Below are 14,376 nucleotides of genomic sequence, written 5' to 3'. Positions count from 1 at the left end.
AGCCTTGCCTCCCGCGCTTCCCTTAAGGGCACGAGACAAGCCACGACAAAGCCCACAGCCGCCACCCCGAACCGGGGAGGGAGCGCCCCCGCACAGCCTTAAGGAATGGGTCATCACGAGAGTGGAGAATGCCGGAAACCGGTGAAACCTCTGCGGTCCGCCCTGGAGACTCAAGCGCCGAGCGCTATGGTTCAAGCACCCTCAAACCCGATTCGATCATGCCCCCACGCAACACCTCCTCAAAGCCCGCCGACACCCTGACGCCCGATGAAGCCCGTGCCGAGCACGAGGCGCTCGGCGCCGAGATCGCGGAGCATGACCGGCGCTATTACGAGGAGGATGCGCCCAGCGTCTCGGATGCGGAATACGATTCCCTGCGCAAGCGCTACGAGGCGTTGGAGGACCAGTTTCCCGAATTGAAAAGCCCTGAGAGCCTGACCCAGAAGGTCGGCTCCAAGGTGTCGGAGAAGTTCGGCAAGATCCGGCACCGCGTGCCGATGCTCTCCCTCGCCAACGGCTTTGCCGACGAGGAGGTGGAGGAGTTCGTCGAGCGCATCCGCCGCTTCCTCAATTTAGGTGCCGATGCGCCACTCGCTTTCACGGCCGAGCCCAAGATCGACGGGCTGTCGCTCAGCCTGCGCTACGAAAACGGAAAGCTCGTCTCCGCCGCCACCCGCGGCGACGGCGCGGTCGGCGAGGACGTGACCAACAATGCCCGCACGGTGGGCGACATTCCCCACAGGCTGAAAGGCTCGAACGTTCCGGAGGTCTTCGAGGTGCGCGGCGAGGTCTATCTCTCGCACGAGGATTTCGCCGCCATCAACGCGCGCCAGGAAGCGGCCGGCAAGGCGCTCTTCGCCAACCCGCGCAACGCGGCGGCGGGCAGCCTGCGCCAGCTCGATGCGTCGATCACCGCGTCGCGCCCCTTGCGCTTCTTCGCCTATGCCTGGGGCGAGGTGAGCGCCATGCCGGCGGACACGCAGCACGGCATGATGGAGTGCTTCAGGAGCTTCGGCCTCACGGTCAATCCGCTGACGCGCCGCTGCGAGAGCATCGCGGAATTGCTGGAGCATTACCACGCCATCGAGACCGACCGCGCCAATCTCGGCTACGACATCGACGGCGTCGTGTACAAGGTCGATTCCTTGAGCCTGCAGCAGCGCCTCGGCTTCGTGTCGCGCTCGCCGCGCTGGGCGCTGGCGCACAAGTTTCCCGCCCAGAAGGCCGTCACGGTGCTGGAAGGCATCGAGATCAATGTGGGCCGCACGGGCTCGCTCAATCCCATCGCCCGCCTGAAGCCCGTCACGGTGGGCGGCGTGGTGGTGTCGAACGCGACCCTGCACAACGAGGATTACATCAAGGGCATTGGCGGCAACGGCGAGAAGATCCGGGGCGGTGTCGACATCCGCATCGGCGACACGGTCGTCATCAACCGTGCCGGCGACGTGATCCCGAAAGTGCTCGACGTGGTGCTGGAGAAGCGCCCTGCCGATGCGAAGCCTTACGAGTTTCCCACCACATGCCCGGCCTGCGGCAGCCACGCGGTGCGCGAGGTCAATCCGCGCACCGGCAAGGAAGATGCCGTGCGCCGCTGCACCGGCGGCCTCATCTGCCCGGCGCAGGCCCGCGAGCGCCTGAAGCATTTCGTGTCGCGCAATGCCTTCGACATCGAAGGTCTCGGCCTTCAGCGCATCGACGAGTTCTACGAGGAAGGTCTGATCCAGCGCCCGCAGGACATCTTCACGCTTGAAGCGCGCAATGCGCGCAGCCTCAAGCGGCTGGAGAATCGGGAAGGCTGGGGCGAGACGAGCGCGAAGAACCTGTTCGCCGCGATTCAGGCGCGCCGCTCCATCTCCCTCAATCGCTTCATCTTCGCGCTTGGCATCCCGCATGTGGGCGAGACCTCCGCGCGGCTGCTGGCGCGCCATTTCGGCACCTTCGAGCATCTGCGCGAAACCGCCAGGGCCGCATCCGACGAGACATCGGAAGCCCGTGCGGAGATCACCGCCATCGGGGGCATCGGGCCCGTGGTGGCGGAGGCCATCGTCGAGTTCTTCAAGGAGCAGCACAACGAGCAGATGCTCGATGCGCTGCTGGCCGAGGTCACCACGGAGCCCATGGAGGTTCCTGCCACCACGAACTCCCCGGTTGCCGGCAAGACCGTGGTGTTCACCGGCTCGCTGGAGCAGATGACCCGCGAGGAGGCCAAGGCCATGGCCGAGCGGCTCGGGGCCAAGGTGGCGGGCTCCGTGTCGAAGAAAACCGACATCGTGGTGGCCGGCCCCGGCGCGGGCTCCAAGCTCGCCAAAGCGGCCGAGCTCGGCCTCCAGGTCATGGACGAGGACGGCTGGTTCGCCCTTGTCGGGCGGGGGTGAGACTCCTGTCCAAGACAGGCAGGCCCTCATGTGGCATGGTGCGCCCATGACGGTGATCACCCCGGAGGTCTCGCTCGATCCTGCCCAGGTCGGAGCGGGCGACGTAACGCATTTCTGGCGGGTGCCGCGCTATCGCGGCCTCGACTGCCTGCGCGCGACCTTCCGCCGTCATGCCTACGCCCGCCACAGCCACGACACCTATGCCATCGCGGCCGTGCTGGCCGGCTGCGAGACGTTCTTCCACCGCGGCGAGCAGCGCTATGTTCCGGCAGGCTGCGTGGCAGTCGTGTGCCCCGACGAGATCCATGACGGCGAGCCCTATGGCGGCGGGTTCGAGTACCGCACCTTCTATCCCTCGCCGGAGCTGATGCAGGAGATCGCCGAGGACGTGGCAGGGCGTCCGCTCTCCCGCCCGCCCTGGTTCCGGCATTCCGTCATCGACGATCCCGAGCTGTTCCAGGCTCAAGTTCGGCTCCATGCCTGCCTCTGCCAGGAGGACAGCTGGGCCTCCGAGATGGAGCAGGACACCCGGCTCATCGACTTCCTGAGCCGTCTGATCGCCCGCTGGGCCGATCTCGATGCGCTGCCGAGCGTCCGCTACGGATCGACCGGCATCCTGCGGGTGCGGGATTATCTCGACGCCCATATCGGCGAGGAGGCGGATCTCGCGGGCCTCGCCCACCTGGCGGGGCTGTCGCGCAGCCATTTCATCCGCGCCTTCGCCAAGGAGACCGGGCTGACGCCGCACGCCTATCTCCTCGACCGCCGCTTCCGGGCCGCGACCCGGCTGCTGGGGCAGGGCGAGGCCCCGGGCGACGTGGCGGCCGCCTGCGGGTTCTTCGACCAGAGCCACCTCAACCGGGTGTTCAAGGCCCGCATGGGCGTGACGCCGGGGGCTTATAGAACTGCCTAGAGCATCGGACCCAGAAGTGGATTGCATCTTTTGGGACCCATCCGATGCTCCACGTCCTAGAACAGCACTTTCATCCAAGACGCCGAGATGTTCGTCCTGCATAAGGCCGGGACAATGAGGAATGTCATGGATCAGGCCAACCCCTTCGTCTCCACACCGCGCCGGGACATCCAGGCAGGGCTGCGCGACATCGCCCCGGTGGCCGTGGCGGCGCTTCCCATCGGGCTTCTGTTCGGCGCGGTGGCTGCCGCCAAAGGCATGACGCCGCTCGAGGTCATGTTGATGTCCGCGCTCGTCTTTGCAGGCGGCGCGCAGTTCGCCGCCATCGAGACCTGGATCAGTCCCGCGCCGATCCTGACGCTGGCCTTCGCCACGTTGCTGATCAATGCGCGGCACGTGCTGATGGGCGCATCGCTCACGCCGAAGGTCCGCATGTCGCGGGTCCAGACCCTGCTGGCCTATTTCTTCCTCACCGACGAGGCCTGGGCTCTGTCCGAGCGCCGCGCCCTGGAGCGGCCCGTGACGGGCGCCTACTGGTTTGCCATGGCCGTGGTGCTGTGGGCGAACTGGACGCTGTCGTCGACGATCGGTGCGATCCTCGGCTCCTTCCTCGGCGACCCTGAGCGCATCGGCGCGGACTTCGCCTTCACGGCTTTGTTCATCGGGCTCGTGGCCGGCTTCGGGAAGAGTCGCGTGACGCTTGTCACCGTTGCCGCCAGCGCCGCTGTCGCGGCCCTCGTGCACTACTTCATCGGCGCGCCCTGGCACGTCGCGTCGGGCGCCCTCGCGGGCATCGCGGCCGCCTATCTTGCAGCACCCGAGGAGGCGCGCTCATGACCCTCGACACGACGACCCTGATCGCCATCCTGGCCATGGCGGTGGTGACCTATTTCACGCGCATCGCAGGCCTGTTCGTGGCCGACCGCCTCGTGCTCACGGGACGCGCCAAGGCTGCCTTCGACGCCATTCCACCCGCCGTGCTCGTCGCCGTGATCGCCCCGACCGCGCTCACCACCGGATGGGCGGAAGCGATTGCCGCCGCCATCACGGCGGTGGCGGCATTCCGGCTCCCGCTGCTCGGCACGGTGGCGGTCGGCGTGGTCGCCGTCGTGGTGCTGCGGAACCTGATTTGATTGAACGTCTCCATGTCATTCCGGGCTCGCCTGCGGCGCCCCGGAGTGACAGTGGTTGTTCTTTAGCCGATCGCCTGCGTCGCGTTCTCCAACCAAGCCCGCGTGTCGGCATCGAGCTTCGGGCCGATCTTCTCGCGCACAGCTGCATGATACGCGTTGAGCCATGCGATCTCGTCCGCCGTCATGATCGCAGGCTCAACAAGGCGCAGATCGATGGGCGTGAAGGTCAGCGTCTCGAATCCCATCATCTCGCGGTCGCCGCCGGGGATCGTGCGCGGCTCGACGAGGATCAGGTTCTCGATGCGGATGCCGTAGGCGCCGGGCTTGTAGAAGCCGGGCTCGTTGGACAGCATCATGCCGATCTCGAGTGGCGTGTGGCCGGTCTTGGCGATGCGCTGCGGGCCTTCATGCACGGAGAGATAGCTGCCGATGCCGTGGCCGGTGCCATGATCGAAATCGAGGCCTGCCTCCCACAGGGGCTTGCGCGCGAAGGCATCGATCTGCGCGCCGGTCGTGCCCTTCGGAAACACCGCCTGGGCGATGGCGATATGACCTTTCAGCACGCGGGTGAAACGGTCCTTCATCTCCGCTGTCGGCTCGCCCACGATGATCGTGCGCGTGATGTCCGTAGTGCCGTCCTCGTATTGCGCGCCGGAATCGATGAGAAAAATCTGGTTGCGCTCGATGGAGCGGTTGCTCGAACTCGTCACGCGGTAGTGGGGCAGGGCGGCATTGGGGCCTGCGCCGGAAATGCTCGGGAACGAGATGTTCTTCAGCGCGCCCGTCTCGACGCGGAACGCCTCCAGGGCCTCCACCGCGTCGATCTCGGTCAGCTTGCCCGAGAGCGCCTCGCGGTCGAGCCAGGCGAGGAAGCGGGCCACCGCCACGCCGTCGCGCAGATGTGCCGCGTGCGAGCCTGCGATCTCGGCCTCGTTCTTGACGGCCTTCATGAGAGCGATCGGATCGGCCCCCACATCCACCTTGCCGCCCGCTGCCTCGATGCGGCGGATCAGGGCGACGGCGCCGGTGGCGGAATCGATGCGGATCTTGCCGCCCGTTTGCCCCAGCTCGTCGAGGGCGCCCTGGAAGCCGCTGATCGGCGCGAACGCCGCGAGATCGCCGACCGCGTCGCCGGCCTCGTTCGTCACCTTCGCGGGATCGAAGAACAGGCTCGCGCGGCCCTCGCGAGGCAGGATGGCATAGCCCAGCGGCAGGGGCGTATGCCCCACATCGCCGCCGCGCAGGTTGAAGGCCCAGGCGAGGTTGTGCGGGTCGGAGATGACGAGGGCGTCGATCTTGGCTTCCGTCATCTTGCGGCGGATGCGCTCGAGCTTCGCCGGCGCGGTCTCGCCGGCATAGTCGAGCGGATGCGGCCGCACCGGTGCCTGCGGAGGCGCCGGGCGGTCGATCCAGATCACGTCGACCAGGTTCATGTCGACGGGGGCGAGCCGCCCGCCCGCCCGGCTGACCGCCTGCTCCAGACGCTTCAGACCGTCGCTGGTATGCAGCCAGGGATCGTAGGCGAAGGTGCCGCCCTGCGGCAGGTTCTCGGCAATCCAGTCCTCGGGGGTAAAGTCGGCGAGCTGAACCGGCGTGATGACGGAGGTGTCCACCTGCTCGGCGGCCTGCACCGTGTAGCGTCCGTCGACCACGAGAGCGGCCTTGTTCTGGAGGATGACGGCCGTCCCGGCGGAGCCCGTAAAGCCTGTGAGCCATGCCAGGCGTTCGGCGCTCTTCGGCACGTACTCGCCCTGATGCTCGTCGGAGCGGGGCACCATGAACCCGTCGAAGCCCCGGCGGGCCATCTCATCCCGCAGCTTGGCGATATGCTTGGGGCCTTGGGCCGGGGAGGTCGTGTCATCGAAGAACTGGAACTGAGCCATGGAAAGCAGCACCGGAGATCGGAAATGGAGAGGTCTGCACGCTAGAGCATCGGGCCTAAAAGTGGAAACCACTTTTGGGATCAACCCGATGCTCCAGTTTATGAAGTGGCGCATCGCATTGAGCGGAAAACCGGGACCACTTTTCCGCACGATGCGCCAAACCGGAGCGAGCGCGGCTGCAACTCCAACGGCTTCTAAAAAGGGGCGCCGCATCCCTGGGCGAACTGCCTAAGCATTATGCGTCAGATGACTGGATCTTAATCATTGTTAGTGCCGTTCTGCGGACAGTGCATGGCTCACATGTGATCCTATGACTTCTACCAAAGTCGAACAGGGCCTATGTTCCTGACCATAAGAACGGAGGAGCGCTGAGGGGTTTCAGCACCGATCTGTTGGAGATGAGCCCATGACCGCAGCCGTATTTTCCTCCCACCTCGCCGCCCCTGTGACCGCCCCGTCCAGGCTTTCGCAGGTCGCGACCCGCGTGATGAACGCTCTCATCGAGAGCCGCGCCCGGAGCGCCGCACGGGAACTGCGCCGCCACGAGGCCCTCATGTCCGATCTCGGCCGCCGGCAGGATCATTCGCCCCTGTTCCTCGACCAGTCCGACGATTTGCCCTTCAAGCTTTGATCACTTCATTTGCGAAGAAAGATAAGACAATGATCATCATCACCGCCCTCAAGGCCATCCGCGAAGTCTGGACCGAGACCCTCAAGCTCCGCCGCGAACTCGCCAAGCGTTACCCGGGCGTCCTGGCCGAGTAACAGGGATTATCGCTGAGGCAGCGCCCGCGCGCTGCCTCGCGTCATGACCAAGGCTGCCCAGCCGTCCAGATTGTACCGGCGCTGCAGGTACCAGCCCTGGTGCGCATAGGCTGACAGAACGCCAGGGACGTCGCGGTAGAGAAGCCCCGACAGAATGATCGTCCCGTCATCGCTCGCCACCCGCGCCAGTGCCGGCGCCAGCATCCGCAGGGGCTTGGCGAGGATGTTGGCAAAGACCAAGTCGAAGTGTCCTGGACGGTCCGCCTCCGCATGGCGGACGCCTGGGCCGACATAGAGCTTCATCCAAGCCGCAATTCCGTTGAGCCGCGCGTTTTCCCGCGCCACCCGCACAGCCTCCGGGTCGATATCGCCCGCCACGACGGGGCGCTTCAGAACCTTCGCCGCAGCAAACGCGAGAATGCCCGTGCCGGTGCCCACATCGAGCACATGGCGCGGCGTGCGCAGTTTCAGCTCATCCACGAAGGCTAACAGGCAGCCCTTGGTGGTGCCATGGTGGCCGGTGCCGAAGGCGAGGCCCGCCTCAATCTCGATGGCAATGTCGCTGGGAAGGCGATGCTCGCGGTCATGGGAGCCGTGGACGAAGATGCGCCCGGCGCGAACCGGCTTGAGGCCCTCCAACGACGATTTCACCCAATCCTTCTGCTCCAGGGGCAGGAAGACACCCTTGTCGGCCTCGGCGCCCACGATGGGCCGCAGCAGGCTGCGGATCGCCGCCTCATCGGGCTGGTGCGCGAAATAGGCCTCCAGCATCCAGGGGCCGTCGTCCTCCGTCTCGAAGGACGCGACGGCGGTCTCGGCGGGATCGAAGATCTCGCCGATCATGTCGGTCATGGCGCGTGCGGAGCGCTCGTCCGTGGTGATGCGGAAGACGTGGGTGGGGCGGTTGGGGTGCAGACCTTCAAGCATGCGGTCGCCTTATCACTGCTCGGAGCGCAGGTCACCTGTCTGTAAGGTCGGGAATGCTGGAACCGTCATAGGCGGCCCATTTGTCAGCTGCTATTCGGCGGCTTGGCAGCCGCGGCACTTTTCCCGTCAGGGGATTTTCAGCCTGCATGGCTTGTAAAAGCAGCGATTGCGAGACCCTGGCTCAAGCGATAACGCGCCCCGCCTTCTCGATTCATGGCAAAAACATGGAACCTATGTGCTGACCCTCTGGTTAAGGGCGTGAAAATAGTCCGTGTCACGACGGGCTGCTCTTTGCCATGACAGCCATAGGAGGACACCATGGTGGACCACCCAGCGACGCCTCGCAATCTTGGCGATAAAGACGCGCCGCACATGTCTCCAGTCACTCCGGCCGAAGATGCACGCACCATCATGCTGAACCGCATCTCCTGGGGTGCGGTCTTAGCCGGCGTGGTCACGGCACTGGTGACCCAGCTCATCCTCAACATGCTTGGCATCGGCATCGGCGTTGCGACCCTCGATCCGGCAACGGGCGACAACCCGCAGGCGTCGACCTTCTCCATCGCGGCCGGCATCTGGTGGACGCTGTCAGGGATCATCGCCTCCTTCGCGGGCGGCTATCTGGCGGGCCGGCTCTCGGGACGTCCCAAGGAGTCGACGGCAGGGTTTCATGGCCTGATTGCCTGGGCCGCAACGACTCTGATCATCTTCTACCTGCTGACCTCGACCCTCGGCAGCCTGCTGGGTGGTGCCTACAACACCCTGTCCAGCGCTGTGGGCGGCCTGGGCCGGACGGCCGTGCAGACGGCAGCCCCGGCCCTGGCACAGAACCCGGATCCGTTCGCCTCCATCGAGCAGCAAGTGCGTGATGCATCAGGCGGGAACGATCCTGCCCAGTTGCGGGACACGGCCATCTCGAGCCTGCGTGCCATGCTGACCGGCGATCAGGCGCAGGCCCAGCAGGCCCGTGAGCGTGCGACAGCTGCTCTGGCGCGCGCGCAGAACATTCCGCCCGAGGAAGCTCGAAACCGGGTCACGCAGTACGAGCAGCAGTACCGCCAGACCCTGGATCGCGCGAAGCAGGCGGCCGACACGGCTGCCACGGGTGTCTCGACTGCCGCACTTCTCGGTGCGCTCGGTCTGATCGTCGGTGCTCTCGCGGGCTGGTTCGGCGGTCGTTCAGGTGCCGTCGATCCGACGATCACGTCGCGGCATCTCGCCGGCGAACGACGCTGATCGAGACTTGAAATGGAGCTGACGCCGATCCTTCAAACCGGCGTCAGCTCCCTTGCCGGCTCAAGAACCTTGAGGCGCTCCGCCTCCTTCGCCTTGTATTCACGCTGCACATCCGTGACGTAGTCGCGCACGATCGGTGCAGCATCGCGCTTGCGGGCAAGCTGCATGTGGAACACCAGCTGGCTGCCGGTGGTGAACATGGTCTCGGCACTGATGAGATAGAACTCGAACATCCTGCAGAAGCGCTCGTCGTACATGGCGGCGATCTTCTCGCGGTTGGCCTCGAAGCGACGGTGCCAATGGTTGAGCGTCTTCGCGTAATGCAGGCGCAGGAATTCCAGATCCGTCACCCAGAGCTGGTTCTGCTCGACGACGGGAAATACCTCCGAGAGGGCAGGCGAGTAGGCGCCGGGGAAGATGTATTTCCTGAGCCATGGGCTTGCCGTGCCGTGAGGGCTCATCTTGCCGATGGAATGCAGCACCATCAGCCCGTCATCGTCGAGCAGCGCGTTGATCTTGGCGAAGAACTCGCCGTAATGATGCACGCCCACATGCTCGAACATGCCCACTGAGACGATGCGGTCGAACTTTCTGTCCACCTTGCGGTAGTCGAGAAGCTCGAAGCGCACACGATCCGACAGGCCCGCGCGCCGCGCCTTCTCGTTGGAGAGTTCATGCTGTTCCTTGGACAGTGTGACGCCGGTGACGTCCACATCCTCCATGGCCGCGAGATATAGCGCGAGGTCGCCCCAGCCGCTGCCGATGTCGAGCACCCTCATGCCAGGCTTCAGCCGGAGCTTCGACGCGATCAGCCGCAGCTTGTTCTGCTGTGCCTCTTCGAGGGTTTCATCATCGTCGACGAAATAGGCGCAGGAATACTGCATGCCCTTGTCGAGGAAGAGCTTGTAGAAGTCGTTCCCCAGATCGTAGTGGTGCGCCACGTTCTGTTGCGCCTTGCCCACGGGGTTCGCCTGCTGGAAGCGCTTCACCCCGCGCGAGATGCGCTTGAGCACGCTCTGCAGCGGGTAACTCGCCAGGGATGAGCGGTTCATCGAGAACAGGTTCAGGAAGTCCCGCAGGCTCGAGCCTTCCTCGAAGCTCATCCGGCCATCCATGTAGGCTTCGCCAGCGTGCAGTTCCGGATTGAGGAAGAGCTTGTGATAGAGCGACCGGTCCGTCAGTCGCATGGTGACGCTCGGTCCTGGCTTTTCCCCGCCGAAGGTATGGGTGCCGCCCTCTGCATCGATCACCTTCAGGGTTCCGGCGCGGATGAAGGATCTCAGCATGTTGGACAGGGGGAACATCGGCACCTCTCGCGGTCATTCGTCGGGGCCGGATGGTTCCACAGTTGCGGGCGGGTGGCTAGAGGGGAGAAAAGCCAGATCAGAACTCGTCTAAAGTACAGGACAAACAGCCTAATTTGGGAACAACCGGGAGACGCTCCGGTTGGAAGGCTGACTCTTGCGGGGCTGAGAGTCGCTACTCGATCCACCAGACAGGAGCAGCCGATGTTCTTCCGCCAGAAGCAGATGGCGTATCACGCCAAGCCCGAGAAACCCGATCCGAACTTCGCCAAGATGCTGCAGGAGCCCCTCGGCGGACAATGGGGCGAGATCAGCGTGATGATGACCTATCTGTTCCAGGGCTGGAACTGCCGAGGGCCGCAGAAGTACAAGGACATGATCATGGATATTGGCACCGAGGAGATCGGCCATGTCGAGATGCTCGCCACCATGATCGCGCGCCTGCTCGAAACCTCACCTGTCGAGACTCAGGAAGGAGCGGCTCAGAACTCCCTCGTTGGCGCCATCATGGGCGGGGCGCGGGTCGAGGATGCCATCATGGCGGGTATGAACCCGCAGCATGTCATCGTGGCCGGTTCCGGCTCCCGTCCGGTCGACAGCTCGGGCAATCTCTGGAACGCCGGCTTCATGACGGCGAGCGGCAATCTGCTGGCCGACTTCCGCTTCAACGTGACGGCGGAAAGCCAGGGCCGCTTGCAGGTTGCCCGTCTCTACAACCTGACCAATGATACGGGCGTGCGCGACATGCTCTCGTTCCTCATCGCGCGAGACACCATGCACCAGAACCAGTGGCTGGCTGCCATCCGCGAGTTGGAAGAGGACGGCCTTGAGATGACGCCCTGTCCGTCGAACTTCCCGCAGGAGCTGGAGAAGAGCGAAGTCGCCTACCAGTTCCTCAACCACTCGGAAGGCACGGAAAGCGAGCAGGGCCGCTGGGCTCAAGGACCTGCCCCGGACGGAAAGGGCACCTTCACCTACATCGATCGCCCGCCGGCCTACACGGAGGACGAGGGCAACCTCAACCCGGTCGATCCCCGCACCTACGGCACGCCGCCGGCTCCCGTACCGCCTGCTGCGGCTGAGTAGTCGCTTCGATTTCTACATCACGTCATGGCCGGGCTTGCCCCGGCCATCTGCATTTATGCGCTCCACTGTCATTCCGGGGGCGGCTCGCAAGAGCCGAGCCCGGAATCTATAACCGCCAACAATGGAAGAAGAGGCGCAATGCTGCTCGTTCCTGAGACGTCGTGTTTATGGATTTCCACGCCTTCGACGCGGCCCTTCGGGTCGGGCTCTCGCTGGCGCTCGCCCCGGAATGACAATCGAGGTGTGTCGTGTCTCAGCCCAACGCTTCCACGAAACTGTCGAGCACCATCTTCCGCCCGGCCTTGTCGAACTCGACCGTGAGCTTGTTGCCGTCCACGGCCTCGATGGTGCCGGGACCGAACTTGGTGTGCAGGACGCGTCCGCCGAGCTTGAAGCCCGAGCCGCCGGTGGATTTCGCCACCAGTTCGCCCTCGATCAGCATGGACCCACGCCGTTCGCCGGAACGACGAGCGGAGTAGCCCCCGTCGTCGGTTGTTGCGCGATGGGCTTGGGCGCGTTGCCAGCCAGGGGTCTGGTAGGACGAGCCGCTGAAGGGCTGCATGCGGTCGAAGCGAGACCCGCCATAGGAGAAGTTGGCCGGAGCCTCGGCAATCTCCACGTTCGATTCAGGCAGGTCGTCGACGAAGCGACTCGGCACCGTCGAGTTCCACAAGCCATGAATGCGCCGGTTGGAGGCGAAGAAGATCTTTGCCCGGCGCCGGGCCCGGGTGAGGCCCACATGGGCGAGACGGCGCTCTTCCTCCAGGCCGGCACGGCCGCTCTCGTCGAGGGCGCGCTGGTTCGGAAAGAGGCCTTCCTCCCAGCCGGGCAGGAACACGGTGTCGAATTCCAGCCCCTTCGCCGCATGGAGCGTCATCAGGCTCACCCGTTCGACGGTGTCGGATTCGTTCGCTTCCATGACGAGCGATACGTGTTCGAGGAAGCTCTGCAGGTCCGGAAATTCCTCCATGGAGCGCACGAGCTCCTTGAGGTTTTCCAGCCGTCCCGCAGCATCCGCCGATTTGTCCTTCTGCCACATGTCCGTGTAGCCGGATTCCTCCAGCACCGTCTGGGCAACTTCGGACTGAGACATGGTCTCGGACAACTTCGCCCATCGCCCGAAGGAGATGAGCAGATCGCGCAGGGTGCCGCGGGGCTTCGGCTTCAACTCGTCGGTTTCGACAATGAACCGCGCCGCCTCCATCAGCGGCACGCGGGCCGCGCGCGCATGATTGTGCAGCACCTGAATCGTCGCATCGCCCAGGCCGCGCTTCGGCGTGTTCACGATGCGCTCGAAGGCGAGGTCGTCTGCGGGCTGGTTCACCACGCGCAAGTAAGCGAGCGCATCGCGGATTTCCGCGCGCTCGTAGAAGCGCGGGCCGCCGATGACGCGATAGGGCACACCGAGTGTCACCAGCCGGTCTTCGATCTCGCGCATCTGCGCCGAGATGCGCACCAGAATGGCGATCTCGGAGAGCGGATGCTTCTTGGCGTGCAGCGCCTCGATCTCCTCGCCGATCAGCCGGGCCTCGTCCTCGGAATCCCAGGCGCCGGTGATCGTCACCTTCTCGCCGGGCTCGTCCTCGGTGCGAAGCGTCTTGCCGAGGCGGCCCTGGTTCTTGGCGATGAGGCCCGAGGCCGCGGAGAGGATGTGGCCGGTGGAGCGGTAGTTGCGCTCCAGGCGGATCACGGTCGCGCCCGGGAAGTCGTGCTCGAAGCGCAGGATGTTGTCGACCTCGGCGCCGCGCCAGCCATAGATCGACTGGTCGTCATCGCCGACGCAGCACAGGTTCTTGCGTGCCTGGGCGAGAAGCCGCAGCCAGAGATACTGGGCGACGTTGGTGTCCTGGTACTCGTCCACCAGCATGTAGCGGAAGCGGTTCTGGTACTGCTCCAGAATGTCCGGGTGCTCGCGCCACAGGCGCAGGCATTCGAGCAGGAGGTCGCCGAAGTCGACGGCGTTCAGAGTCTTGAGGCGTTCCTGGTAGGCCCGGTAGAGCCGGCCGCCCTTGCCGTTGGCAAACGCTCCGGCTTCGCCGGCCGGCACCTGATCGGGTCCAAGGCCCCGGTTCTTCCAGCCGTCGATGTGGCCGGCGAGCTGCCGGGCCGGCCAGCGCTTCTCGTCGATGCCCTCGATCTCGATCACCTGCTTCATCAGGCGAAGCTGGTCGTCCGTCCCTAGGATCGTGAAGTCGGAGCGCAGGCCCACGAGCTCCGCATGGCGGCGCAGGATCTTGGTGCCGATGGAATGGAACGTGCCGAGCCACTGCATGCCCTCGGCCACCGGGCCGATGACGGCCGTGATGCGCTCGCGCATCTCCCGTGCGGCCTTGTTGGTGAAGGTCACGGACAGGATCTGGGACGGGTAGGCTTTTCCGGTAGCGATCAGGTGGGCGATCCGGGTCGTCAGCACGCGGGTCTTGCCGGTGCCGGCGCCGGCCAGCACGAGAACCGGGCCCTCGGTCGCCTCCACGGCGGCGCGCTGTTCCGGGTTCAGGCCGTTCAGATAAGGGGATTGCGGCGCGACCGCCGCACGGGCGCGGGCGCTCAGCGAGCCGGACGCCGGCTCATGGGCCAGGCTGTCCTGCGGATCGGGTCTGGGATCGGACTGATTCATCCGCGGGACCATGGATCAAAAGGCGAACGGCGTCGAGCCCGGAATGCCTGTCGCTCCTGCCGCAGGCGTGAACTCCAAACCTGAACCGTCATTGTTGACGGGAGGCCTCATTCCCATATGGGAATGACTGGCCTGAA

General features: G+C 65.1%; 11 protein-coding genes. 7 read left to right on the top strand and 4 right to left on the bottom strand.

Annotated features, from left to right (window positions below):
- Window positions 1-218 precede the first annotated feature (218 nt).
- From ligA to MA07_RS12410, 4 genes are all read left to right on the top strand, one after another.
- Window positions 219-2,375 (top strand): NAD-dependent DNA ligase LigA, encoded by a 2,157-nt coding sequence (gene ligA, locus MA07_RS12425; protein WP_036351343.1) that lies wholly within the window; start codon window positions 219-221, stop codon window positions 2,373-2,375.
- Between the two features lie 46 nt (window positions 2,376-2,421).
- Window positions 2,422-3,288: an AraC family transcriptional regulator gene (locus tag MA07_RS12420; RefSeq protein WP_036351341.1), complete on the top strand. Its 867-nt coding sequence runs from the start codon at window positions 2,422-2,424 to the stop codon at window positions 3,286-3,288.
- Between the two features lie 126 nt (window positions 3,289-3,414).
- Window positions 3,415-4,125 carry an AzlC family ABC transporter permease gene (locus MA07_RS12415; protein ID WP_036350961.1) on the top strand — a complete coding sequence of 237 codons (711 nt, stop codon included), beginning with the start codon at window positions 3,415-3,417 and terminating at the stop codon, window positions 4,123-4,125.
- Window positions 4,122-4,421 carry an AzlD domain-containing protein gene (locus MA07_RS12410; protein WP_036350959.1) on the top strand — a complete coding sequence of 100 codons (300 nt, stop codon included), beginning with the start codon at window positions 4,122-4,124 and terminating at the stop codon, window positions 4,419-4,421. The genes MA07_RS12415 and MA07_RS12410 overlap by 4 nt, the downstream gene beginning before the upstream one ends.
- A gap of 62 nt (window positions 4,422-4,483) precedes the next feature.
- Here MA07_RS12410 and MA07_RS12405 read toward each other — a convergent pair whose 3' ends face one another.
- Window positions 4,484-6,304 carry an aminopeptidase P family protein gene (locus MA07_RS12405; RefSeq protein ID WP_036350957.1) on the bottom strand — a complete coding sequence of 607 codons (1,821 nt, stop codon included), beginning with the start codon at window positions 6,302-6,304 and terminating at the stop codon, window positions 4,484-4,486.
- A gap of 406 nt (window positions 6,305-6,710) precedes the next feature.
- Between MA07_RS12405 and MA07_RS12400 the strand changes: the two genes are divergently transcribed.
- Window positions 6,711-6,935 carry a hypothetical protein gene (locus tag MA07_RS12400; protein ID WP_036350955.1) on the top strand — a complete coding sequence of 75 codons (225 nt, stop codon included), beginning with the start codon at window positions 6,711-6,713 and terminating at the stop codon, window positions 6,933-6,935.
- A gap of 140 nt (window positions 6,936-7,075) precedes the next feature.
- On the opposite strand, the gene MA07_RS12395 is transcribed toward MA07_RS12400, so the two are convergent.
- On the bottom strand, window positions 7,076-7,996 hold the full coding sequence (locus tag MA07_RS12395) for a 50S ribosomal protein L11 methyltransferase (protein WP_036350954.1): 921 nt from the start codon (window positions 7,994-7,996) through the stop codon (window positions 7,076-7,078).
- Between the two features lie 318 nt (window positions 7,997-8,314).
- Between MA07_RS12395 and MA07_RS12390 the strand changes: the two genes are divergently transcribed.
- Window positions 8,315-9,232, top strand: a complete 918-nt coding sequence (locus MA07_RS12390) for a PhnA-like protein (RefSeq protein ID WP_036350952.1) — start codon at window positions 8,315-8,317, stop codon at window positions 9,230-9,232.
- A gap of 32 nt (window positions 9,233-9,264) precedes the next feature.
- Here the strand turns inward: MA07_RS12390 and MA07_RS12385 are convergent, their stop codons facing one another.
- A complete protein-coding gene (locus MA07_RS12385; protein WP_036350950.1) occupies window positions 9,265-10,536 on the bottom strand; it encodes a cyclopropane-fatty-acyl-phospholipid synthase family protein in 1,272 nt (423 codons plus the stop codon).
- Window positions 10,537-10,740: 204 nt separating this feature from the next.
- Between MA07_RS12385 and MA07_RS12380 the strand changes: the two genes are divergently transcribed.
- On the top strand, window positions 10,741-11,622 hold the full coding sequence (locus MA07_RS12380) for a manganese catalase family protein (RefSeq protein ID WP_036350948.1): 882 nt from the start codon (window positions 10,741-10,743) through the stop codon (window positions 11,620-11,622).
- A gap of 253 nt (window positions 11,623-11,875) precedes the next feature.
- Here the strand turns inward: MA07_RS12380 and MA07_RS12375 are convergent, their stop codons facing one another.
- Window positions 11,876-14,239, bottom strand: coding sequence for a UvrD-helicase domain-containing protein (locus MA07_RS12375; protein ID WP_036350946.1), 2,364 nt, complete (start codon window positions 14,237-14,239; stop codon window positions 11,876-11,878).
- Window positions 14,240-14,376: the final 137 nt, after the last annotated feature.

This window comes from Microvirga sp. BSC39 (genome assembly GCF_000739015.1).
GTDB lineage: Bacteria > Pseudomonadota > Alphaproteobacteria > Rhizobiales > Beijerinckiaceae > Microvirga.
The sequence above is the reverse complement of the archived record's forward strand: the minus strand, read 5'-3'. Positions and strand labels throughout refer to the sequence as shown.